Genomic DNA, 21,699 nt, shown 5'->3' on the forward strand with positions numbered 1-21,699 from the left:
TCCACCTAGTATATGATTGGCTTGCCGGGAATATTTATACAGCGGTCTGAAGGTTATATGGTATAAGTCATGAAATTCTGTTACAGATAAGGCGAAGGATTCACCGGCGATCCATTGACCCGAACCTCAAAATGAAGATGCGGTCCTGTGCTCTGACCCGTGGAGCCTACTTCGGCAATCTTCTGCCCTCTGGACACCTTATCGCCTTCGCTGACTTTAATGCCGCCGTTGCGGATATGTCCATACAATGTCCATACGCCGCCCCCATGATCAACAATAACACAGTTTCCGTAACCGCTCCACCATTCGGCCAAGATCACCGTGCCGCTCTCGGCTGCACGGATCTCCGTCCCTTGCGGAGCCGCAAAATCCTGGCCCGTATGCATCTTGCCAACCTCACCCGTTACCGGATGGACTCGCGGCCCATAACCGGAAGACAGTCTGGCTCCGGAGACCGGAAGGGCGAATGGTCCGCCGTTACCTGTATATCCGTCGCCGCCGCTACTACCGCCGAGGGTGGTCGCCTTGGCTCTTTTCGCCGCAGCCGCTCTTTTTGCCGCAGCCGCTTTGGCAGCCGCTGCTTTACGGGCAGCTTCCTCGGCCGCAAGCTTATTCTTTTCCTTCTGCAGATCCGAACGTTTGCTTGCCAGGGCAACCAGCATTCTATCCTGCTCTTCGGTCAAGATTTCCGCATCCTCAATTTCCTGATCATACTGGGCCAGTAGTACGCGCTTCTCCTGTTCCTTCTCGTTCAAGATGCTCTTACGGTCCTCCATTTGGCCATACAGGTCCTTGGCGGTTGCATACTGTCCTTCAAGTTCCTTCTTCTTGTCAATGACCAGCAGCTTGTCCTGCTTATGCTCCACCAGCAAATCCTGGTCCTGGTTAACGATCGTCTTCAAGGAATCCGCACGCTCAATAAAATCGCTGAAGCTGGTCGAGGAGAGCAGCACATCCAGATACGATACTTGCCCATCCATATAGATGAGGCGAATTCGGGATTCCAACAGCTTCTCACGGGAGCCGATACGCTCCTCCGCCGCTTCAAGTTCCTTGGTCGTTTTTCTTAGCAGATCCTCTGTCTCCTCGATCTTCATGGAGATTTTGGTCAATTCATTGCTGACGATGCTGATCTGCTCCATCACATATTTCAGATTCTTCGTTGTTTTCTTCTTGTAATGCTGAGCTTCTTGTTTATTTTCCGCTGCTTTGTTCTTCTGCGCCCGAGCTTTCTTGACCTGCTCCTGAAGCACTCTCAGCTCTCGATCTACATCGGCTGAAGTCTTCTTCTCGGCTTGTCCGACGGTCGGTTGGATCATAACAGTGGCCAGTAATAAGGCTGCTACTCCTGCGGCGATCTTCTTCAAGTTTCGCTCCCCATCCTTTACCTTGTTTTATACTTTCAAAAATTTACGTATCGACATGGTGCTTCCCCAGATGCCAATGACAATGCCCAGCCCAACAACAATGGTGCCGATCGGCAGCCACAAATCGCCTAGAGGGATTAAACTTTGGGCTAACGTCAAATCCGTTTGCGATGCGGCGTACAGGCGGTTGTAGCCTACAAACAATAGCGTGACCGTCACAATGGAGCCCATCAGGCCGATCATGGCGCCCTCCACGAAGAACGGCCAGCGAATGAAGTTGTTGGTCGCGCCGACAAGCTTCATAATGCCGATCTCGCGGCGACGGGCCAAAATCGTAACCCGAATGGTGTTCGAGATCAAGAACATGGACATCAAGCCGAGTCCCGCTACGAAAATAAAGCCGATATTCCGTACCGTCTTCGTAATCTTGAACAGGGTTTCTACCGTGCCTTCCCCATACTTGACACGCAGGATCGGCTCCTCCGTATACTTCTTGTTCAGGGCCGTAATCTTGTCGGCAACAAAACCGACCGTGGTCGGTTCAATAACGGAAACTTCGAATGCATCCGGTAGGGGATTCTGGTCCGCCTCGCTGAAGCCTTCCACCCATTCGGAGCCCAGGCTTTCCTCAAGCTCCTTCATGCCCTCTTCCTTGGACACGAACTTGATGGCGCTGACCTCCGGCATGGCCTCGAGTTCACCCTTAATGGTCTCGCGCAGCTTCTCATCCACGTTGAGATTTAAGTACGTATTGATTTGCACATTGCTATCTGCTTTATCGGCTAAAGCGTTCACATTCATGACTAACAGCATGAAAACGCCGAGTATAAACAAAGACACCACGATGGAAGTGACGGATGCGACCGACATCCATCCGTTCCGGAAAACGCTCTTCGCCCCTTCCCGCAAGTGCCGCAAGAAGGTTCTAAAATTCATACCCGTAATCTCCTCTCTGCTGGTCACGAACGATTTGTCCGTGCTCAATCGCAAGAACGCGTTTGCGCATGGTGTTCACGATATCCCTGTTGTGGGTAGCCATTACGATGGTGGTTCCCCTGAAATTGATCTCATCCAGCAGCTGCATGATGCCCCACGAGGTTTCCGGATCCAGATTACCTGTAGGCTCGTCCGCAATAATGACGGCGGGGTTGTTCACAATCGCTCTGGCGATTGCGATCCGCTGCTGCTCCCCGCCGGAGAGCTGGGAAGGTTCGCGGTTCGCCTTGGCTTTCAGACCCACAAGCTCCAGCACCTCCATGACCCGTCTCTTGATGAGACGCGGCGGCGCTTCAATAACCTCCATGGCAAAAGCTACATTTTCGTAAGCAGTCAGCTTGGGCAGCAGACGATAGTCTTGAAAAATAACCCCGATATTTCGGCGAACATAGGGGATTTTGCGCTGTTGCAGCTTCCCGATATTAAATCCGTTAACGGAAATTTGACCCTTGGTAGGAACTTCTTCTCTATAGATAAGTTTCATAAACGTCGATTTGCCCGCACCTGATGGTCCGACAACATAGACGAATTCATTTCGATTGATTTTGACGGAAACTCCCTGAAGCGCATGAGCGCCGTTCGGATAGGTCTTCCATACGTCCTGCATTTCGATCACTTCATCACTTCCCAATCCTTAATTAGCCATTATACTTTCGACAGTTTCCATCGAATTCCTTTAAAATCCATGAAAAATCCTCACGACATCGTCTATTGTAACAAATTTGTTACCTTTTGAGTACCCGAAAGTTTAAGCCCACCGTGACATATACATGAACAAGTGCATGAACTGCGGCCAATACGAAGTTAAGAAGGTGGTTTCGAATGAAAAAAATTCATCTTGGTCTCATCATTGTCATCAGTTTCGGTCTTCTCCTCTCCGTCGGCTTCGGTCTATTGACGATGTACGTGAACCAGAAGGAACTCCCGAAGGGGGTTGTTCTCTCCGGTTGGCAGGTAGGCGGTAAACCATCAGACGAGGTGCTGTCAGAGCTGGATCAACGGCTGCAGGCGATGACAGCGCTGAAGGTGGAGCTGCAATCGGACGCGCTTAAGGGACACACGGAAAGCTTCACTCTCCGAGAGGCCGGGGTTCAATTCAACGCAGCCGATTTTCAGGAGGCTATCGCCAGGTTGTCCGAAGGATCACTATGGGATCAAGTTCTATACCGGCGTAACTTTCAGCTGGAATGGCATATATCCACGGACTGGGATCGTGATGTGTTAAAAGAGAGGCTGAGCGAAGAGTGGCAAAAGGAACGCTTCGGGGAACCCGTCAATGCGGTGCGGAGCATATCCGAAGATGATGTTGTCCGGTACACTCCGGAGAAAACGGCATACCGTATTGATTGGCCCGCATTCTATGAAGGGTTCAGCGCTGTGCTTCCGAATGAGTCTCACTTCACCGAGCCGAATCCCGATAAGATCATTACGGTTTCGCTGCCTCTCATCCGTCAAAAGCCCCCCGTTACCGTAAAATCGCTGCAGGATGAAGGGATTGAGCGCAAAATCGTTGAATTCTCCACCAGTCTCGGATCCAGCGGGCCTGGACGCGTTCATAACGTGACCGCTGCTGCCAAATCCGTAGACGGCATGATTCTGAAGCCCGGCGATGAATTCAATTATGCTCATATTATTGATACCGCGAAAAAGGAATACGGTTTTGAAGAAGCTCCTGTCATCGTGAACGGCAAGCTGGTCCCCGGCATCGGCGGCGGAATCTGCCAGGTATCCAGCACGGTGTATCATGCCGCCCTACTGATCGGACTGGAGATCACCGAAAGGCGGAATCATTCCCTTCCGGTCAGCTACCTGCCCAAGGGGCAGGATGCCACCTTCGCGGAAGGGGCGATCAATTTCCGTTTCCGAAACAACACAGGCAAGCATCTGCTTATTTTATCGGAAGTATCGCACGGTAATTTAACGTTGAAGATGTTTGGCACCTTCCCGGAAAACACGGAATATGAGCTTGTGTCCACCACCGTTGAAACCTTGCCGTCACCAGAGAAGGTCATTCACAATAACTCGCTGCCGCCAGGACTCAAGCAGGTGGTTCAGAACGGGAAGCCAGGCTATGTGGTTGAAACCTACCGAACCAAGAAAGTAAACGGCAAGGTTGTAGAGAAGGTTAAAATATCCAAGGATACCTATCGCCCCCAGAACAGCATCGTTGCCATCAATCCGACAAGCGAGGTCCAACTGCCGGAAGCGAATGACACACCGAAAGAGGAAGTGATTGAGGACGGTATCAGCGCACCCTAAACCTGGAGATAGCATTGAAAACATCGACGTCTACTCTATCGGTTCCGTTCTGCGGCGAAAGCCCTTGAGGATTTCCCATTGGTCATACCGAACATAGTAGAAACATGGAACAGCCCGGATTCGCGAATAGAACCGCGAATCCGGGCTGTTTGCCTTGCCGCTATTTAGTGTAAGACATCGATTTTATAAAAGGTCCCGACTTCTGCCATGGCATCTGCGCTGAAGGCCTCGGTATATTCCACCTGTTCGGCCTAAGGCCTGAACGCGGGGATGGTTTCCAGCCTTAAAACCGCCTGGACGCTCTGACCTCGGCTTCCGGATGCTGTGACAGTTCATCTCTGTACTCCACTTGCCGAATCTCGCAACCTTTGCCTAGGATCACCCGATTACCGCGGACGATATCAGCTTCGACATACTCGAGATCAAGGACGTCGCCTTCAATAATACGCGCCTCCAGGTGCGTTCCCCTTAAAGACAAGGACAGCATTTCCCAGAGCCGCTTCCCTTTTTTGCGAATCGTGATCCGGTCTCCAACGATTTCCTGTGCAAGGCAGCGACCCAATACTCGGATATCCGCTGTTCCAACATGCAGGCGGCCATCGATCTTAAAGCCTCCCTGGAACGTGGCGGATTCACTCCGCACATCACCATGGCTTCTCAAGTTTCCGGTAACCTCAAGCTTCTTCGATTCGGAATCTCCGTGAACGCTGCAATGCCCCCCGATGTAGATGGATCTGCTGCGCAATCCTTCTTTCAAGCTCAGGCTGCCGGCAACATTCAGCTCCTCAGACTCCACGGCCCCCTTAATGGTTCCCGAACCGTTCACGCGAATCGTACGCGCAGCGACGGCGCCATTGACGCTCATCGTTCCATTGCCTATCAATTCCCGGCACTCCAGATCTCCATTTATTTGCCCGGCACCGTCAATGCGTACCTTGTCGTATTGGCCGCCGCTTGAACTTCCGGTGCCCGTAATCTTCAGATCGGATAGCTTGTCGTCACGTGGTATCATGAGTATCCTCCATATCACAAAGTAATCACTATCTATATCTAAACTGCTTCATCACAACAATTACCTTAAATAAAAGTCCATCCTCCACCAGGGTGGAGCCATAATCTCCCTCTAAGATACCACAACCCCGCTAATCATAGAACAGCCCGATGGCTGAACTTCGCCTCGGTCTCAAGACCGAGATGAAGTATACAGCTTATCCTATCCATTTCGATTCCGGCCCGAGCCGCCTTTATATCCCCGAGGATTGTGATATGATTTAAATAGACTCGTCTTTTCGATCTCACATTTACAAAAGTGAAAGGGGATACATAACATGGCTCTTATGCAATGTCACTTCTACTCGGAGGTACTCGGTCTCAGCACGTCCATGACCGTTATTCTCCCTCAGCAAACCTCTTCGCAGATCGGTATGACCAATCATGCCAAAAAAGGGCTGCATCCGACGCTCTTCCTGCTGCACGGCCTGTCCGACGACGATTCCATCTGGCTTCGCAGAACCTCCATCGAACGCTATGTGGCCGAGATGGGTATTGCCGTCGTTATGCCGCAGGTGCACCGCAGCTTCTATACGGACATGGAATACGGCGGCAAATACTGGACCTTCATCAGCCAGGAGCTGCCGGCCATTGCCCGTTCCTTCTTCCCGTTATCCCACGCGAGAGAAGATAACTTCGTCGCTGGCTTGTCCATGGGCGGGTACGGGGCATTCAAGCTGGCCCTTCGCTGTCCCGAAGCCTTTGCCGCAGCTGCCAGTTTGTCGGGCGCGCTCGATATGGCGGGTCATGTCCGGAGGAATGAGGCCTTGTTTGAACATCAATTAGTCTACGGAGATCAAGATATTACCGGCACCGACAACGACCTGCTGTGGCTGCTTCAGGAAGTCGATCGATCAGAGGGGCCTAAGCCGCTGCTTTATCAATGCTGCGGAACCGAAGACTTCCTCTATGAAGACAATCAAGCGTTCCGCAAGGCCTGCGAAGAAACCTCCCTCGATCTCACCTATCTGGAAGGCCCAGGCGGCCATGATTGGGGATATTGGGATACTCACATTCAGGATGTGCTGAAGTGGCTTCCGTTGAAAGCCTGATGAATCCAGATATGCATGCCCATCCTACGGGCAGCAGTTGTCCCGCTGTTCGGTTTATCCGCATGCAATGGAGGACACCGCCCCTGCGATTCGTTCATACTTTTTTGATATCTTAAAAAAGGTGGATCGGCAAATGTAGCGTTTGCCGGTCCACCTCTATTTTTTCACGCTTGCGATTTCTGTATCGTTACTCTACATTCCCTTGACGGAGACCCAGCCATTCTTCCGTAACCTGAAGCGTCCGCACGCTGCGGTCAATGGCCGCCTTCACTTGCTCGGTTGCCGTGCCGCCGTAAACGTTACGCGCATTGACTACCGTCTCGGGTTGAAGCACACCATAAATGGAGTCGTCGAACAGCTCCGAGAACTGCTTGAACTCATCCAGCGTCAGGTCCAGCAGATACTTGTTGTTCTGGATGCAGTACAATACGGTCTTGCCGATCACTTCATGCGCTTGACGGAAAGGAAGCCCTTTGCCAACCAGGAAGTCCGCGATGTCGGTTGCGTTGGAGAAGTCGGTATTCACCGCTTCACGCATGCGGCCTTTGTTGACCTTCATCGTGGCAATCATCGGAGCAAACAGCTGCAATGCGCCTTCCAGTGTAGCCACCGTATCGAACATGCCCTCTTTATCTTCCTGCATATCCTTGTTATAAGCAAGCGGCAGCGACTTCAGCACGGTGAGCAGACCCATCAGGTTGCCATATACACGACCGGTTTTGCCGCGGACCAGCTCTGGTACATCCGGATTCTTCTTCTGCGGCATTATGCTGCTGCCCGTACAGAACGCATCATCCAGCTCGATGAAGTTGAACTCTGTGCTGCTCCAGAGCACCAGCTCCTCGCTCAAGCGGGACAAGTGCATCATGATGATGGAAGCATCCGAGAGGAATTCCAGAATGAAGTCGCGGTCGCTGACCGCATCCAGACTGTTCTCGTAAACGCCGTCAAACCCAAGCTGCTCCGCCACGAAATGGCGGTCGATCGGGAACGTCGTCCCCGCTAGCGCGCCTGCCCGAGCGGCAACACATTAATGCGCTTATAGCTGTCGATCAGACGGTCGATATCCCGCTGGAACATGGACACGTAAGCCATCAGATGATGCGCAAACAGAATCGGCTGAGCACGCTGCAGATGCGTATACCCCGGAATAATTGTGTCCAGGTTATCCTTGGCTTGCCCGATTAATGCGGTTTGCAGCTCATGCAGCATGCCGGTCAGCGCCACCACGCGGTTACGCAAATACAGATGCATATCCGTAGCCACTTGATCGTTACGGCTGCGTCCTGTGTGGAGCTTGCCGCCGACAGGTCCGATTTCCTCGATCAGATTCTTCTCGATGTTCATATGGATATCCTCATCCGAAACGGAGAACTCGATGCTGCCCTCACGGATGCGCTCCAGCACCTTGTTCAAGCCAGCCTTGATCGTCTCCACGTCTTCGGCCGGCACGATGCCGCATTTGCCCAGCATGGACACATGCGCAAGGCTTCCCTGGATATCCTCCTCAGCCAGCTGCTTATCAAAACCGATGGATGCCGTATATTCCTCTACCAATGCGTTGGTCTGCTTCGTAAAGCGTCCGCCCCATAACTTGCTCACAACACTTGCCCCTCTCTGTTTAAGGCAGAGGGCCGCTTCCCGCTTAAGAAGTCCCATTGATCCCGGTTACGCGAGAATCAACGGAGCTCCCTTGCATGAAAACGGCCTTCAGCCTGTTCATTATTGTAAACTTATTGATTCTGGTTCACGCCGGTTGCCACTTTCAAACGCAGTGCGTTCAAGCGGATAAAGCCGGTCGCATCGCCCTGATCATAAGCTTGCGTTGGATCGGCTTCCATCGTAGCAATATCCGGGTTGTACAGACTAACCGGACTCTTTACGCCTGCGCCGATAATGTTGCCTTTATACAGCTTCACGCGCACCGTACCGGATACGTTCTTCTGGCTCTCGGTTACCAGGGCCTGCAGTGCCAGACGTTCCGGCGCAAACCAGAAACCGTTATAAACCAAGGTGCTGTAACGGGTAATCAGGCTGTCGCGCAGGTTCATCACTTCGCGGTCCATCGTGATGGATTCCATTTTGCGATGAGCGGTGAACAGGATCGTTCCACCCGGCGTCTCGTAGACACCGCGGCTCTTCATGCCTACGAAACGGTTCTCCACCATATCCACGCGACCGATGCCGTGCTTGCCGCCCAGCTCGTTCAGCTTCTCCATCACTTGCAGCGGGCTCATCGTTTCGCCGTTCAGCGCAACAACATTCCCTTGCTCAAACGTAAGCTCGAGGTATTCCGCCTCGTCCGGCGCATCCTCAGGCGATACGCTGAGCAGGTACATATCCTTGCTGTCCTCTGCGCTAGCATCGAACCAAGGATCCTCCAGCACGCCGCTCTCATAACTGATATGGAGCAGGTTGCGGTCCATGGAGTAGGATTTCGCCGCGGATGCCGTTACCGGAATGCCATGGGCTTCCGCGTAAGCGATCATCTCTGCGCGACCCGGGAAGGAGTTACGGAACTCCTCGATGCGCCAAGGCGCGATTACTTCTATGTCCGGTGCCAAGCCGGCTACGCCCAGCTCAAAACGAACCTGGTCGTTCCCTTTGCCCGTAGCGCCGTGCGCAATCGCCGTCGCGCCTTCGGCACGAGCGATATCCACCATGCGCTTGGCAATCAACGGACGCGCGATGCTGGTCCCGAGCAGGTACTGCCCTTCGTACATAGCACCCGCCTGGAACATCGGATAGATGAAATCCGTTGCAAATTCGTCGCGCAGATCATCGATGTATACTTTGGAGGCGCCGGTCGCCAGCGCTTTTTCCTCAAGTCCGTCCAGCTCTTCCTTCTGGCCGATATCGGCCGTGAAAGCAATGATCTCCGCATCGTAAGTTTCTTTCAGCCATTTCAGAATAACGGACGTATCCAGGCCACCGGAATACGCCAGCACGATTTTTTGTTTTGCCATCGTTAAACTCCCTCTCTTTGTTACTATCAACCCTGTCGTTCATTATACTAAAGATAACGTCCATTGACGCATTTTCATAGAGAATGTTCGCTTGCCATCAACGGCATTATGCCATCAAAGCAACCATCAAAGCCTTCTGGGCATGGAGACGGTTCTCGGCCTGATCAAAAATGACGGAATTGGCACCGTCGATCACGCCTTCACTGACCTCTTCGCCGCGGTGGGCCGGGAGGCAATGCAGGAACAAGTAATCCGGCTTCGCCGCCTTCACAAGTTCCTCATTCACCTGGTAGTCCGCAAACGCAGCCTCCCGCTGTGCCTGCTCCTCTTCAAAGCCCATGCTTGCCCATACATCCGTATAGATCACGTCCGCATCCTTCGCGGCTTCGATCGGGTCTTGCGTAATCGTAATTTTGCCACCCGTTTGCGCCGCGATTTCCTCGCTCAGCTTCACGATGCTGGCATCCGCCTCATAGCCCTTCGGACTGGCTACGGCCACATGCATGCCCATCTTGGCACCGCCAATCAGGAGCGAATGCGCCATGTTGTTGCCATCGCCGATAAAGGCCATTTTGAGACCTTTCAATTTGCCTTTGTGCTCCAGCACCGTCTGCAAATCGGCCAGCACCTGACATGGATGCGCCATGTCACTCAGGCCGTTGATAACCGGAATGGAGGCATATTTCGCCAGGTTGACCACGTTATCGTGCCCGAAGGTACGGATCATCAAGCCGTCCAAATAACGGGACATCACCTGCGCCGTATCGCTGATCGGCTCGCCGCGTCCGAGCTGAATATCGTTTTTACTTAAAAAGAGTGCATGTCCGCCCAGCTGGAACATCCCAGCCTCGAATGAAACCCGCGTCCGCGTGGACGACTTCTCAAAAATCAATCCGATCGTCTTGCCTTTCAGCGGCTGATAGACTTCGCCGTTCTTCTGCTTGCGCTTGATCTCAATTGCCGAATCGAGCAAGAACTGAATCTCTTCCGTCGAGTATTCGTCCAGCTCGATCATATCCCGCCCTTTCAGGCTTAATTCCTTCACTTGTCCGCTAGTGGCCATATTCTCCAGTCCTCCTTAACCATGCTGTTATTGTCCAAAATGCTGCAACACGATTCTTCTATGCTTGGCTAACCGCCGTATGCTCATGTATAAGTTCCGTAACAATCGATACCGCCTGGTCGATCTCTTCTTTAGTGACGTACAGATTCGGAAGCAGCCGGATCACATTCGGTCCTGCCGTTACGAACAGCAGCCCGCGGCTCTGCCCTTTCAGCACCAGCTCGCCAACCGGCTCAACGCATTCGATGCCGATCAGCAGACCTTTACCCCGGATCGCCTTCACAAAGGGATGACTGCCGAGGCTCTCATTCAGCTTCGTCATCAAATATTCTCCGGCTTCGGCCGCACGCTGCGGCACATTGTCCTCCAGCATCGTTTCGATAGTGGCCTGGATAACGGCGCTCGCAATCGGTGTGCCGCCAAACGTTGTCGCATGGCTTCCTGCCGTGAAGGCTTCGCGCAAGTAAGCTTTACCCAGCATCGCGCCGACCGGGAACCCGGAGCCGAGCCCTTTGGCCACGGTAAAGATATCCGGCTCAATGCCGTAATGCTCATGCGCAAACAGCTTCCCGGTCCGGCCCATGCCCGTCTGCACCTCGTCCACGATCAGCAGCAGTCCATGCTTCTTGCACAGCTCGGTGACGGCTTGAAGGAACTCCGGCTCTACCGGATGCACACCGCCCTCCGCCTGCACCATTTCGATCATGATCGCAGCGGTGTTGTCGTTAACAGCCGCTTCCAGTGCCGGAAGGTCATGCAGCGGAACGCTTTTGAAGCCTGCCGGAAGCGGAAGGAACCCTTCCTTTACCTTATCCTGGCCGGTGGCCGTCAGCGTAGCCAGCGTCCGTCCGTGGAAGGACTGCGTAAACGTAATGACCTCGTAGCGCCCCGTTCCCTTCACCTTCTGATGGTAGCGGCGCGCCAGCTTAATGGCCGCTTCGTTCGCTTCCGCCCCGCTGTTGCAGAAGAAAACCGCATCCGCGCAGGTGTTCGCTGTCAGCAGCTCGGCTGCTTTTTCCTGACCCGGAATGTGGAACAGGTTCGAGACATGCCACAATTCATCCAGCTGGGACTTCAGCTTCTCTTTCACTTTTATCGGGGCATGGCCGAGATTCGTTACCGCCAGGCCTGCCATAAAATCAAGATATTTGTTGCCTTGAGCGTCCCATAACCAGCTTCCTTCCCCTTTGACCAGGGCGATTGGATATCTGGCGTACGTCTGGAACAACGAGCTTTCATTCGCTGCTTTAACACCGCCTGCTGCTGTTTCTTTTCCCATAACCTTCACACACTCCTTTGCATTTGGCATAGCTTCGTGCTTCACGTTTGAACCGTCGTACGATATGAACATCCATTAAGCTTAACCAGCACTGCGCATGTGGATTGTTCTTCCGATCGCTGTTGCCCCCAGATTGTTATTGAAATGGTTGCAGCGGTTAAAATCCGGGGGCAAAGGCGACCGCGCTGCTTCTCCAGAACAATTCCACCTACTCCGTTGAAGCCGCTCTGTCTATAATCTCTAATCTCAATTTACATCCTCACGATGCGCGTACCCAGCACTTCTCCGCCAAGCACGCGGCTCAGTACATTCGGCTCGCTTCCGTCCACGATGACAACCTCGCTCACCTTGCCGTGAATGCAGCTGATGGCCGCTCTGACCTTCGGTATCATGCCGCCGTAGATTTCGCCTGTCCCGATCATATCCTCGATCTCCTGAACCGTCACGGTTGGAAGCACCCGCTTCTCGCCGCCCGATCCTTTCATAATTCCAGGTACGTCAGTGACAACGATCATCCGGTTTACGCCCAGATGAGAAGCCACGGCACCCGCCGCCGTATCGGCATTGATATTGTAGCGCTGACCGGATTGATCCACCCCAATCGGCGCAACCACCGGCATGTATCCCATCTCCAGCACGCCGCTCAGGATGGATGACTTCACAAACGTAACGTCGCCGACCCAGCCGACCTCCGCGTGGTTCGTCACCGGTTTGGCCTCGATCAGCCCGCCGTCCGAGCCGGATAAACCGATGGCAGAGCCGCCTACGCTTTGAATCCGTCGTACGATCTGCTTATTGATGGTGCCCGCAAGTACCATCTCCACAACGTCCAGCACATCCTCCGTCGTCTTGCGCAGCCCGTTCACGAACTCGGTCTCGATGCCAAGCTTCTCCAGATTGCCGGAGATCGCGGGTCCGCCACCATGAACGATAACGGGGTTAACTCCCTTTTGCTGCAGATTCTTCAAATCCTCGAAGAAGCTGTCAGGAAGGGCCGCGAGCGTGCTGCCGCCGCATTTCATCACGAACGTATCCGCACCTGATGTTTGACCCGGCAGCGTAACCTTTTGATCGATCGTGCTCTTCATATCCGTCTCCTCCGTCCTACTGAATGTTTGATTATCTAAGTACGATAAGCCGCATTAATGCGGACATAATCATAAGTTAAATCACAGCCCCAGGCCGTAGCCGAGCCATTTCCGATATGCAGCTTCACGTCAATATCCACGGTGTCTCCCTGAAGGTAAACCAGAGCTGCATCTTCGTCAAAAGCAACGGGTCTTGACTGCTCCAGCACCGAAATCGGGCCTATGGCAATATCGACCGTCTCCGGATTAACCGGACGGCCCGCACGGCCGACAGCCGCAATAATGCGTCCCCAGTTGGCATCTGCGCCGAATACGGCGGATTTGACCAGGCTGGAGCCAATGATCGTCTTGGCAATCGCTTGCGCGTCATCATCGCTTTCAGCACCGTCCACGCGAACCTCGATCAGGCGGGAAGCTCCCTCTCCGTCACGCGCGATCGCCTTCGCCAGCTGCTGGCAAACATAATGGAAGCCAGCTGCGAATGCATCCCAATCCGGGTGCTCCGGCGAAAGCATGTCGTGCCCCGCCATGCCGCTAGCCATCGCAACCAGCATATCGTTGGTGCTCGTATCGCCATCCACCGTAATCATATTAAAGGTCAGATTGGTCGTTTCGCGCAGCAGCAGCTGCAACGCTTCCTGACCAATGACCGCATCTGTCGTCATAAATCCGAGCATGGTCGCCATGTTCGGATGAATCATCCCCGACCCCTTCGCTGTTCCGGCGATAGTCACCTTCGTACCGTTAACTTGAACGGTCACGCAGGCTTCCTTTTTCACGAGATCGGTTGTCAAAATCGCTTGGCTGAAGCTCTCAGCCCCTTCGCTTCCGCCGCTAAGTCGTGCAGGCAGGCCAGCAATCCCTGAGGAAACGCGGTCCATCTTCAGCAGTTCCCCGATGACTCCCGTTGAGGCGACGGCCACATCGTTCTCGTCCAGGCCGAATTGCGCAGCCGTATTGGCACGCATCGTGTAAGCATCCTCTTCACCCTGCTTACCCGTACAGGCATTGGCATTCCCGCTGTTCACGACAATCGCGCGAAGCTTGCCGTCCTGCAGGCTTTCACGCGTTACCTTCAGCGGTGCCGCTTGAAACAGATTCGTCGTATATACAGCTGCCGCCACGGCAGGCACGTCACATACAATGACACCCAGATCGTTACGGTCGGTCTTCTTAAGTCCACAGTGGAGTCCGGCAGCCTTGAAGCCTTGCGGCGTTACGATGCTGCCCCCATCAATAATCGCAAACATATTCTCTCCCATGTCTGTATCCCCAGCCGCTTACGGATAAATCGGCGTAAACGTAAGTCCGAGGCTCTCCTCCCATCCCATCATCAAATTCAGGTTCTGGATTGCCTGACCGGCCGCACCCTTCACCACGTTGTCAATGACCGATATAATGGTCACTCTGTTCGTACGCGCATCTACCGCGAATCCGATGTCGCAGTAATTGGACCCGCTGACTTCTTTTGTCCCAGGCCATACGCCCAAGTCCCGGATTCTCACAAACTTGCGATCCTTGAAATACTGGCGATACAGTTCAATAAAATCCTCTTCCGTGTATGGACCATTCAGCGTGGCATACATGGTGGTCATGATTCCCCTCGTCATCGGCACCAAATGGGTGGTAAAGGTAACGGTAATCGGTTCGCCCGCCACCTGAGTCAATACCTGCTCAACCTCGGGAATATGCTGGTGTTTATTCACCTTATAGGCTTTGAAGTTCTCATTGATCTCGGCATAATGCGTCATCAAACTCGTTCCCCGGCCTGCACCGGATACGCCGGATTTGGCATCGATAATAAGGGAAGAGGCATCAATCCATCCCGCGCTGATGGCCGGAATCAGCCCGAGCAGCGTCGCTGTCGGATAGCAGCCCGGATTGGAGATGAAATCGACATCGCGGACCTCTTCGCCAAACACTTCGCATAGACCGTATACGGCTTTCTCCAATAGTTCCGCACTCGGAGCCGTATGCTTATACCACTGTTCATACACTGCCCCGTCTTTTAAGCGAAAATCTCCCGACAGATCAATGACCTTCAGGCCTGCATCCAGCAGCTCCGGCACCAGCTTGGCACTGACGCCCGAAGGCGTGGCCGCGAACACCAGGTCTGCCACCTCAGCGATTTCCGCCGGGTTAACGCCATCCAGGTTCTGGGTCATGATATTTGTCAAATGCGGAAAACCGTCCGATATCGGTACGCCTGCAGTTGAAGACGAGATTACCGATGTAATCTCAACGCGCGGGTGTGCTTGCAGCAGCCGGATCAGTTCCACGCCACCGTAGCCGGTAGATCCTACAATAGCTACTTTTACTATGTTTGTGTCCGTCATTTCTCCTCATCCCTCTCCCCAAGGAACAGCTGAAGGACCTTATGCAAGGTCCCATTCATCCATCCTTCATCTCTACGTCATACTCATCCGTTTCCTTATCCGATCGATCACGCTGCCGCTGATGCTATCCTCATCATATGATGGGTTATCAAAAACCACGCGTGTCTACTGGTGCTTCTTGATATCATTTTTACTTCAAGAAGCAGTCAAGCTGGTAATGGTCTTCTTCGGAGTTTTTGTCTCCTGCGTTAGCACACGCTTTATTCCTAGGTATTCATTGACTTTATCCGTCTCATAAATATGTATTATTATACGACTGTATTCATATAAATACAATGGATTATTCAAATTTGATCCCATTGCACATGAATTCCAATCGCCTTACAATGCTAAAGAGTTTCATATTCTTCTTTTAGAATGGAGTATAATTTGAGGTCCCAATGCCGTCCTTTGGTCTTAATCCCCTTCCTCAACGTCCCCTCATAGGACATGCCGACCTTCTCCATCACACGCTGAGAGCCGATATTCCCTTCTATGCAACGCGCTTGGATGCGCACAAGATCCATTTCACCAAAACCGAGTTTCAGTAGAGCAGAAGCAGCTTCCGTCATGAGACCTTGTCCCCAACAATCCCGCGCGAGTACATATCCAATCTCGGCGCTCTGCTGTTCGGGCTTCCACCATACGAAATCCACCGTCCCGACCAGACGTCCGCTTTCCTTCAGCTCGATTCCCCAAGGGGCAATATCATGCTTGGCATACTGGACAAGTATAAACTGGATGAATTTCTTACTGTCGTTGATCGAGCGGTGAGTTTCCCATGTTACGTACTTGGCAACCTCATCATCAGAGGCATAGGCATACATCTGGTCCGCATCCTGCATCGATATTCTGCGAAGTCTCAGGCGTTCGGTTTCCAGCACCGGCAAATTAGCAAAGATCCGTTCGATTTCCATAATCTCCTACCCCCTGAACAATATTAGATACCATTATATGCTCTTTGCTAGAAAAATAAAGGAAAATTCAAGGCATATCGGCTTGGCTCCCACCGGACAGTAGATCCCAATCGGAAAAACGACTATCGACGCACTTCACAGAGGACAGACCACGTTTAGAGGAAGCTTTGCTTGCAACTCAACGAACGGTTCAGCTTCGCTGAAAACTTATACATTCTATAGTCCACAAAAAAAAGAGACGGTGATATACACCGCCTCTCCGAGTGCCGAGAACCTCTCGACACAGCTTTTATTGTTTTACGCCTTAATATTGCGGAAGCCCTCACCCAATACCTCATGGGCATTGCTAATGATGACAAACGCATTCGGGTCCACCGATTGTACCACCGTCTTCAGACGTGGAATTTCACTCTGTCCGACCACAACCATCAGAACCGTCCGGTGTTCACCCGTATAGCCTCCCTCTGCGGTCAGCTTGGTTAATCCACGGTCGAGGTCCTCGAGGATGGCCTTGGTTATAGGCTCCGTATGATCGGATATAATGTAAGCCACCTTGGTGAAGCTAAAGCCCAGCTCAATCGCATCAATCACTTTGCCTGTCACGTACAGTCCAATGAGTGCGTACAACGCCTGCTCCAGCGACAGCACGAGGGCTGCCGAAGAGATCACAATCGCATCCAAGAGCACGACGCAAAGGGAGAAGCTGAGGCCGCTGTATTTTTGCAGGAGCTGAGCCACGATGGTCAATCCACCGGTTGAACCCCTGCCGCGATAGACCAGCCCCATGCCGATCCCGACGCCGATCCCGCCATAGATGGAAGCCAAGAGGGGATTGGAGGTTGGAATCGGCCAGTCCTTGGTCAAAAATACGAACAATGGCAAAACCACGCTTCCCAAAAGGGAACGAATGCCATAGTCACGTCCTAGCAGCCAGAAGCCGAGCACAAACAAGGGGATATTGAGCGCCCACTGCGTAAAGGCCGGTTCAATGCCGAGCCATGCTTGCGCAAGAACCGACAATCCGGACACACCGCCTGAGGCGATGTGGTTGGGCAAGAAAAACAGATTAAATGACAGCGCCATAATAAAGGAGCCGATGATGATAAAAACGGTGTCCACCGTCTGTCGAAGGGGACCGTTGATCGGAATCAGGGGTTCTCTTTTTCTTTTGTTAATCGATGGATTGCCAGCGGATTGCGCCATAGTTCTTCAAATCTCTCCTCAACGTCCTACTCGACTTCCTGCTTGATCTGGCTGCGCAGATATCCATCGATAAAAGCATCCAGATCCCCGTCCATGACGGCTCCTATATTTCCGGTCTCCACCTGTGTACGATGGTCTTTCACCATGCTGTACGGATGGAAAACATACGAGCGGATCTGGCTGCCCCATGCGATGTCGGACTGCTCGCCGCGGATTTCCGCCAATTCCTTCTGCTGCTCTTCAATCTTGCGCTCGTAGAGCTTGGAACGAAGCATGGTCATCGCACGCTCACGGTTCTTAATCTGGGACCGTTCATTCTGACAGGTTACGACCACACCCGTTGGCAAGTGAGTGATCCGTACGGCCGAGTCCGTCGTATTGATATGCTGACCACCGGCACCGCTCGCACGGTAAGTATCAATCTTCAGGTCCTCCGTGCGGATGTCCAGTTCAATCTCATCGTTAATCTCCGGAACGACGTCACAGGACACAAATGAGGTATGGCGACGGCCGGAAGAATCGAACGGGGAGATCCGAACCAGGCGATGCACGCCTTTTTCGGCCTTCAAATACCCATAAGCATTGTAGCCCTTAATGAGCAGCGTCACGCTCTTGATCCCCGCTTCGTCCCCAGGCAAATAATCCAGCGTCTCTACCTTGAAGCCGCGTTTCTCCGCCCAACGCGTATACATGCGATGCAGCATTTGGCCCCAGTCCTGCGACTCGGTACCCCCCGCGCCCGGATGCAGCTCAAGGATGGCATTCATTTTATCGTAAGGCTGGTTCAACAGCAGTTGGAGTTCAAACTCTTCCACACGCCCAACCAGGTCCTTGATCGTCTCTCCAATTTCTCCCGCAAGAGAGTCATCGCCTTCTTCATCCGCCAGCTCGATCATCACGACGGCATCGTCGTAATCCGCTTGCAGCTTCAGATATTGATCAACGGATGACTTCACGGCATTCATCTCGGCAATGAGCGCCTGCGCTTTCTCATTGTCTTCCCAGAAATCCGGGGCCGCCATCTTCTCTTCAAAGTTCTCAATCATCTCCTGCTTTAAATCTAAGTCAAAGAGACCCCCTAAGATTGGTTAGTTTCTTGCTAATTTCACGCAGGTCCTGCTTCACACTTGGATCGATCATGAGTCCTCGTCCTTTCTTATCTTCATGTAATAATTTCAGTATACCCTCTCCTGTATGAAAAACGTTCCATTTCAAGAGAAAATCCATGTCACATCGCTTCACAACAGGTTTCGCTGTTTATTCAGATAAACTCCCTTAAGCGCAACAGTGATTCCGGATCACGGTGGAATAGACCACAATCACCCGGTTCATCTGCCGCTCTTAAGGGAGTTGAAAAGTTCGCGCCCATATTCTGGACGGGCTTATAAGAATCACCGAATTCGTCGGTTTTAGCGAAACTGAACAAATTCGATCATCGCAAGAAAATGATCCTCTACACGCGATCCGACTGCTGTAAAAGCGTGTCGATGGATGCTTTTCTTATATTATATTCATCGCCAATAGGCCGTATCGCTTATGCGTTCTGTCCATGGCAGTGCTTATATTTCTTGCCGCTGCCGCAAGGGCATGCATCATTCCGGCCAATCTGTTCAGCCACTTGGACCGGACGCTTCTCGGCAGGTTCGCTGCTGCTGTTCGTGGAGACTTTGTTCTCGTCCACAACGGCTTGACGCTCCTGATTCGTCGCGATTTGGGCCTTCATGATGTACGTCGCCACTTCTTCCTGGATCGTCGCGATCATGGCATTAAACATTTCGAAGCCTTCGAATTGGTATTCGCGAAGCGGATCGGTACCGCCGTAAGCACGAAGGTGAATACCTTGACGCAATTGGTCCATTGCATCGATATGATCCATCCACTTACTGTCTACCGCACGCAGCACGATAACCTTCTCGAACTCGCGAACCATTTCTTCGCCGATGGCTTGCTCACGCTCTTCGTACTTCTTCATCACGCGATCGAAGATGTACTCGGTAAGCTCTTCTGCTTCTTTACCCCACAGATCTTCGCGGGTAACGGCACCCTCGTCCAGCAGCTTGCTGTTGACGTAGTCTGCCACTTCTTGCAGTTCCCAGTTCTCCGGAATGTCATCGCTGCAGTGAGCCTGAACGACACGATCAATGACCGGCTTAATCATCTCTACAACGATTTGCTTAATGTCTTGGGACTCCAAGATCTCGCGGCGCTGTTTGTAGATGATCTCACGCTGCTGGTTCATGACGTCATCATATTGGAGAACGACTTTACGCATGTCGAAGTTGTTGCCTTCTACCCGCTTCTGCGCGGATTCAACCGCACGGGTAATCATTTTGCTCTCAATCGGCTGGTCTTCTTCAAAACCAAGGCGCTCCATCATGTTCAGCACGTTGTCCGTACCAAAACGTTTCATCAGCTCATCGCCGAGGGACAGATAGAACTGAGTCGACCCCGGGTCACCCTGACGACCGGCACGACCGCGCAGCTGGTTATCGATCCGGCGCGATTCGTGACGTTCCGTACCGATAATGTGAAGTCCGCCAATATCCTGTACGCCTTCACCAAGCAAAATATCCGTACCGCGTCCAGCCATATTCGTCGCGATCGTTACCGATCCCGGCTGACCGGCGCGGGAAATGATTTCCGCTTCCTCCGCATGGTACTTCGCATTCAGAACTTTATGCTGGACGCCTTTGCGCTTCAGCATTTCCGATAAACGCTCGGAGTTCTCGATGGAAACCGTACCCACCAGAATCGGCTGGTTCTTTTTGTGACGCTCCACGATCTCAGCTACAACCGCCTTAAACTTGCCCTCTTCGCTCTTATAAACCACATCCGGCATGTCGATACGCTGATTTGGTTTGTTCGTAGGAATTTGCAGCACTTCAAGACCATAAATCTTCTTGAATTCTTCTTCCTCGGTTTTCGCCGTACCGGTCATACCTGCCAGCTTGCGATACATCCGGAAGTAGTTCTGGAAGGTGATGGTTGCAAGGGTCATACTCTCGTTCTGAACCTCGATGCCTTCCTTCGCTTCAATCGCCTGGTGGAGTCCGTCGCTGTAGCGGCGTCCAGCCATCAGACGTCCCGTAAATTCATCAACGATGACCACTTCATCGTCGGTAACAACGTAATCCACATCGCGGCGCATGATCACGTTCGCTTTCAGCGCTTGTACAATGTGGTGGTTCAAGGTTACGTGGTTATGGTCATACAGGTTGTCGATGCCGAAGGAACGCTCCGCCAGCGCTACGCCTTTTTCAGTTAAGGCCACGGATTTGACTTTAATGTCTACCGTATAATCCTCTTCCGCAGTCAGACGCTTCACGAAACGGTCAGCGGCAAAGTACAGCTCGGTCGATTTCTGAGCTTGACCTGAGATGATGAGCGGCGTACGCGCTTCGTCAACCAGGATGGAGTCCACTTCATCAATGATACAGAAATAGAGTGGGCGCTGAACCATCTGCTCTTTGTAGAGGACCATGTTATCCCGCAGATAGTCAAAGCCGAACTCATTGTTCGTTCCGTACGTAATATCGCAAGCATATGCCTGCTGTTTATCCGGGTGTTCCATGCCGCTCAGGTTAACCCCGACCGTCATTCCCAGGAAATTATATATTTGCGCCATCTCTTGGCTGTCACGCTGCGCCAGATAATCATTGACCGTTACAACGTGAACACCTTTGCCAAGCAGGGCATTTAAGTAAACCGGCAGCGTACCTACAAGGGTCTTACCTTCACCGGTCTTCATCTCTGCAATTCTGCCTTCGTGGAGGGCCATTCCTCCGATCAGCTGCACGTCATAGTGACGCTTGCCGAGTGTCCGTCTGGAAGCTTCACGAACTGTCGCAAACGCTTCAGGAAGCAATTCCTCCAGCGTCTCACCTTTCTCGATCCGCGCACGGAACTCTTCGGTTTTGGATTGCAGCTGCTCATCGGAGAGCTTCTCAAAATCCGGTTCCAGTTTGTTGATTACATCGACCGTCTTCATGAGACGTTTGACATCACGCTCGTTGGTGTCGCCGAATATCTTTTTGACAAGTCCTAGCATGGTTAACCCCTTTCGTGCAAAACAAGTGATAGAATC

16 protein-coding genes and 1 pseudogene are annotated in these 21,699 nt (G+C 52.5%); 2 read left to right on the forward strand and 15 right to left on the reverse strand.

The genetic code is table 11. The features are described 5' to 3' along the window. Window positions 1–80: 80 nt before the first annotated feature. Genes BJP58_RS17155 through ftsE form a run of 3 tightly spaced genes read right to left on the reverse strand, consistent with a single transcriptional unit; the run spans window position 81 to window position 2,979 of the window. On the reverse strand, window positions 81–1,367 hold the full coding sequence (locus tag BJP58_RS17155) for a murein hydrolase activator EnvC family protein (RefSeq protein WP_194539892.1): 1,287 nt from the start codon (window positions 1,365–1,367) through the stop codon (window positions 81–83). A gap of 27 nt (window positions 1,368–1,394) precedes the next feature. Next, entirely contained in the window at window positions 1,395–2,303 is a 909-nt protein-coding gene (gene ftsX / locus BJP58_RS17160) for a permease-like cell division protein FtsX (RefSeq protein ID WP_194539893.1), read from the reverse strand. Beyond that, entirely contained in the window at window positions 2,293–2,979 is a 687-nt protein-coding gene (gene ftsE / locus BJP58_RS17165) for a cell division ATP-binding protein FtsE (protein ID WP_113059704.1), read from the reverse strand. Before ftsE ends, ftsX begins: the two co-directional genes overlap by 11 nt. Window positions 2,980–3,185: 206 nt before the next feature. Here ftsE and BJP58_RS17170 point away from each other — a divergent pair, with 206 nt between their 5' ends. After that, window positions 3,186–4,622, forward strand: a complete 1,437-nt coding sequence (locus tag BJP58_RS17170) for a VanW family protein (RefSeq protein WP_194539894.1) — start codon at window positions 3,186–3,188, stop codon at window positions 4,620–4,622. 283 nt (window positions 4,623–4,905) lie between these two features. Here BJP58_RS17170 and BJP58_RS17175 read toward each other — a convergent pair whose 3' ends face one another. Further along, entirely contained in the window at window positions 4,906–5,634 is a 729-nt protein-coding gene (locus BJP58_RS17175) for a bactofilin family protein (protein WP_194539895.1), read from the reverse strand. A 316-nt stretch (window positions 5,635–5,950) separates the two neighbouring features. Here BJP58_RS17175 and BJP58_RS17180 point away from each other — a divergent pair, with 316 nt between their 5' ends. Then, the gene (locus BJP58_RS17180; protein ID WP_194539896.1) at window positions 5,951–6,724 is read left to right on the forward strand and encodes an alpha/beta hydrolase; all 774 of its coding nucleotides are present in this window, start codon (window positions 5,951–5,953) and stop codon (window positions 6,722–6,724) included. Window positions 6,725–6,911: 187 nt separating this feature from the next. On the opposite strand, the pseudogene argH reads toward BJP58_RS17180, so the two are convergent. From argH to secA, 11 genes and pseudogenes are all read right to left on the reverse strand, one after another. Beyond that, window positions 6,912–8,326, reverse strand: a pseudogene (argH, locus tag BJP58_RS17185) (argininosuccinate lyase). A gap of 131 nt (window positions 8,327–8,457) precedes the next feature. After that, window positions 8,458–9,690, reverse strand: coding sequence for an argininosuccinate synthase (locus BJP58_RS17190; protein ID WP_194539897.1), 1,233 nt, complete (start codon window positions 9,688–9,690; stop codon window positions 8,458–8,460). Window positions 9,691–9,796: 106 nt separating this feature from the next. Then, window positions 9,797–10,753 (reverse strand): ornithine carbamoyltransferase, encoded by a 957-nt coding sequence (argF, locus tag BJP58_RS17195; protein WP_194539898.1) that lies wholly within the window; start codon window positions 10,751–10,753, stop codon window positions 9,797–9,799. Between the two features lie 58 nt (window positions 10,754–10,811). Continuing rightward, the gene (locus BJP58_RS17200) at window positions 10,812–12,032 is read right to left on the reverse strand and encodes an acetylornithine transaminase (protein WP_194539899.1); all 1,221 of its coding nucleotides are present in this window, start codon (window positions 12,030–12,032) and stop codon (window positions 10,812–10,814) included. Between the two features lie 251 nt (window positions 12,033–12,283). Continuing rightward, entirely contained in the window at window positions 12,284–13,120 is an 837-nt protein-coding gene (argB, locus tag BJP58_RS17205) for an acetylglutamate kinase (protein ID WP_194539900.1), read from the reverse strand. A gap of 35 nt (window positions 13,121–13,155) precedes the next feature. Then, window positions 13,156–14,382 carry a bifunctional glutamate N-acetyltransferase/amino-acid acetyltransferase ArgJ gene (argJ, locus tag BJP58_RS17210; RefSeq protein WP_194539901.1) on the reverse strand — a complete coding sequence of 409 codons (1,227 nt, stop codon included), beginning with the start codon at window positions 14,380–14,382 and terminating at the stop codon, window positions 13,156–13,158. An 18-nt stretch (window positions 14,383–14,400) separates the two neighbouring features. Continuing rightward, window positions 14,401–15,456: an N-acetyl-gamma-glutamyl-phosphate reductase gene (gene argC, locus BJP58_RS17215; protein WP_194539902.1), complete on the reverse strand. Its 1,056-nt coding sequence runs from the start codon at window positions 15,454–15,456 to the stop codon at window positions 14,401–14,403. Between the two features lie 389 nt (window positions 15,457–15,845). After that, window positions 15,846–16,412: a GNAT family N-acetyltransferase gene (locus tag BJP58_RS17220; protein WP_194539903.1), complete on the reverse strand. Its 567-nt coding sequence runs from the start codon at window positions 16,410–16,412 to the stop codon at window positions 15,846–15,848. A gap of 297 nt (window positions 16,413–16,709) precedes the next feature. Continuing rightward, window positions 16,710–17,615 carry a YitT family protein gene (locus tag BJP58_RS17225; protein ID WP_071219787.1) on the reverse strand — a complete coding sequence of 302 codons (906 nt, stop codon included), beginning with the start codon at window positions 17,613–17,615 and terminating at the stop codon, window positions 16,710–16,712. Window positions 17,616–17,641: 26 nt separating this feature from the next. After that, a protein-coding gene (prfB, locus tag BJP58_RS17230; protein WP_194539904.1) for a peptide chain release factor 2 occupies window positions 17,642–18,755 on the reverse strand; the annotation gives its coding sequence in 2 pieces (ribosomal slippage) (window positions 17,642–18,682 and window positions 18,684–18,755; 1,113 coding nt in all). Window positions 18,756–19,149: 394 nt separating this feature from the next. After that, complete coding sequence (gene secA / locus BJP58_RS17235) at window positions 19,150–21,663, reverse strand: preprotein translocase subunit SecA (protein WP_071219788.1); 2,514 nt, start codon at window positions 21,661–21,663, stop codon at window positions 19,150–19,152. Window positions 21,664–21,699: the final 36 nt, after the last annotated feature.

This window comes from Paenibacillus sp. JZ16, from assembly GCF_015326965.1.
Classification (GTDB): Bacteria; Bacillota; Bacilli; order Paenibacillales; family Paenibacillaceae; genus Paenibacillus_AQ.

What these genes read in the sequence shown, in the direction of transcription:
- BJP58_RS17175 (WP_194539895.1), bottom strand. Translation starts at nt 5,634, where the DNA reads ATGATACCACGTGACGACAAGCTATCCGATCTGAAGATTACGGGCACC.
- BJP58_RS17225 (WP_071219787.1), bottom strand. Translation starts at nt 17,615, where the DNA reads ATGGCGCAATCCGCTGGCAATCCATCGATTAACAAAAGAAAAAGAGAA.
- BJP58_RS17200 (WP_194539899.1), bottom strand. Translation starts at nt 12,032, where the DNA reads ATGGGAAAAGAAACAGCAGCAGGCGGTGTTAAAGCAGCGAATGAAAGC.
- argC (WP_194539902.1), bottom strand. Translation starts at nt 15,456, where the DNA reads ATGACGGACACAAACATAGTAAAAGTAGCTATTGTAGGATCTACCGGC.
- secA (WP_071219788.1), bottom strand. Translation starts at nt 21,663, where the DNA reads ATGCTAGGACTTGTCAAAAAGATATTCGGCGACACCAACGAGCGTGAT.
- ftsX (WP_194539893.1), bottom strand. Translation starts at nt 2,303, where the DNA reads ATGAATTTTAGAACCTTCTTGCGGCACTTGCGGGAAGGGGCGAAGAGC.
- argJ (WP_194539901.1), bottom strand. Translation starts at nt 14,382, where the DNA reads ATGGGAGAGAATATGTTTGCGATTATTGATGGGGGCAGCATCGTAACG.
- argF (WP_194539898.1), bottom strand. Translation starts at nt 10,753, where the DNA reads ATGGCCACTAGCGGACAAGTGAAGGAATTAAGCCTGAAAGGGCGGGAT.
- BJP58_RS17180 (WP_194539896.1), top strand. Translation starts at nt 5,951, where the DNA reads ATGGCTCTTATGCAATGTCACTTCTACTCGGAGGTACTCGGTCTCAGC.
- BJP58_RS17190 (WP_194539897.1), bottom strand. Translation starts at nt 9,690, where the DNA reads ATGGCAAAACAAAAAATCGTGCTGGCGTATTCCGGTGGCCTGGATACG.
- BJP58_RS17170 (WP_194539894.1), top strand. Translation starts at nt 3,186, where the DNA reads ATGAAAAAAATTCATCTTGGTCTCATCATTGTCATCAGTTTCGGTCTT.
- argB (WP_194539900.1), bottom strand. Translation starts at nt 13,120, where the DNA reads ATGAAGAGCACGATCGATCAAAAGGTTACGCTGCCGGGTCAAACATCA.
- BJP58_RS17220 (WP_194539903.1), bottom strand. Translation starts at nt 16,412, where the DNA reads ATGGAAATCGAACGGATCTTTGCTAATTTGCCGGTGCTGGAAACCGAA.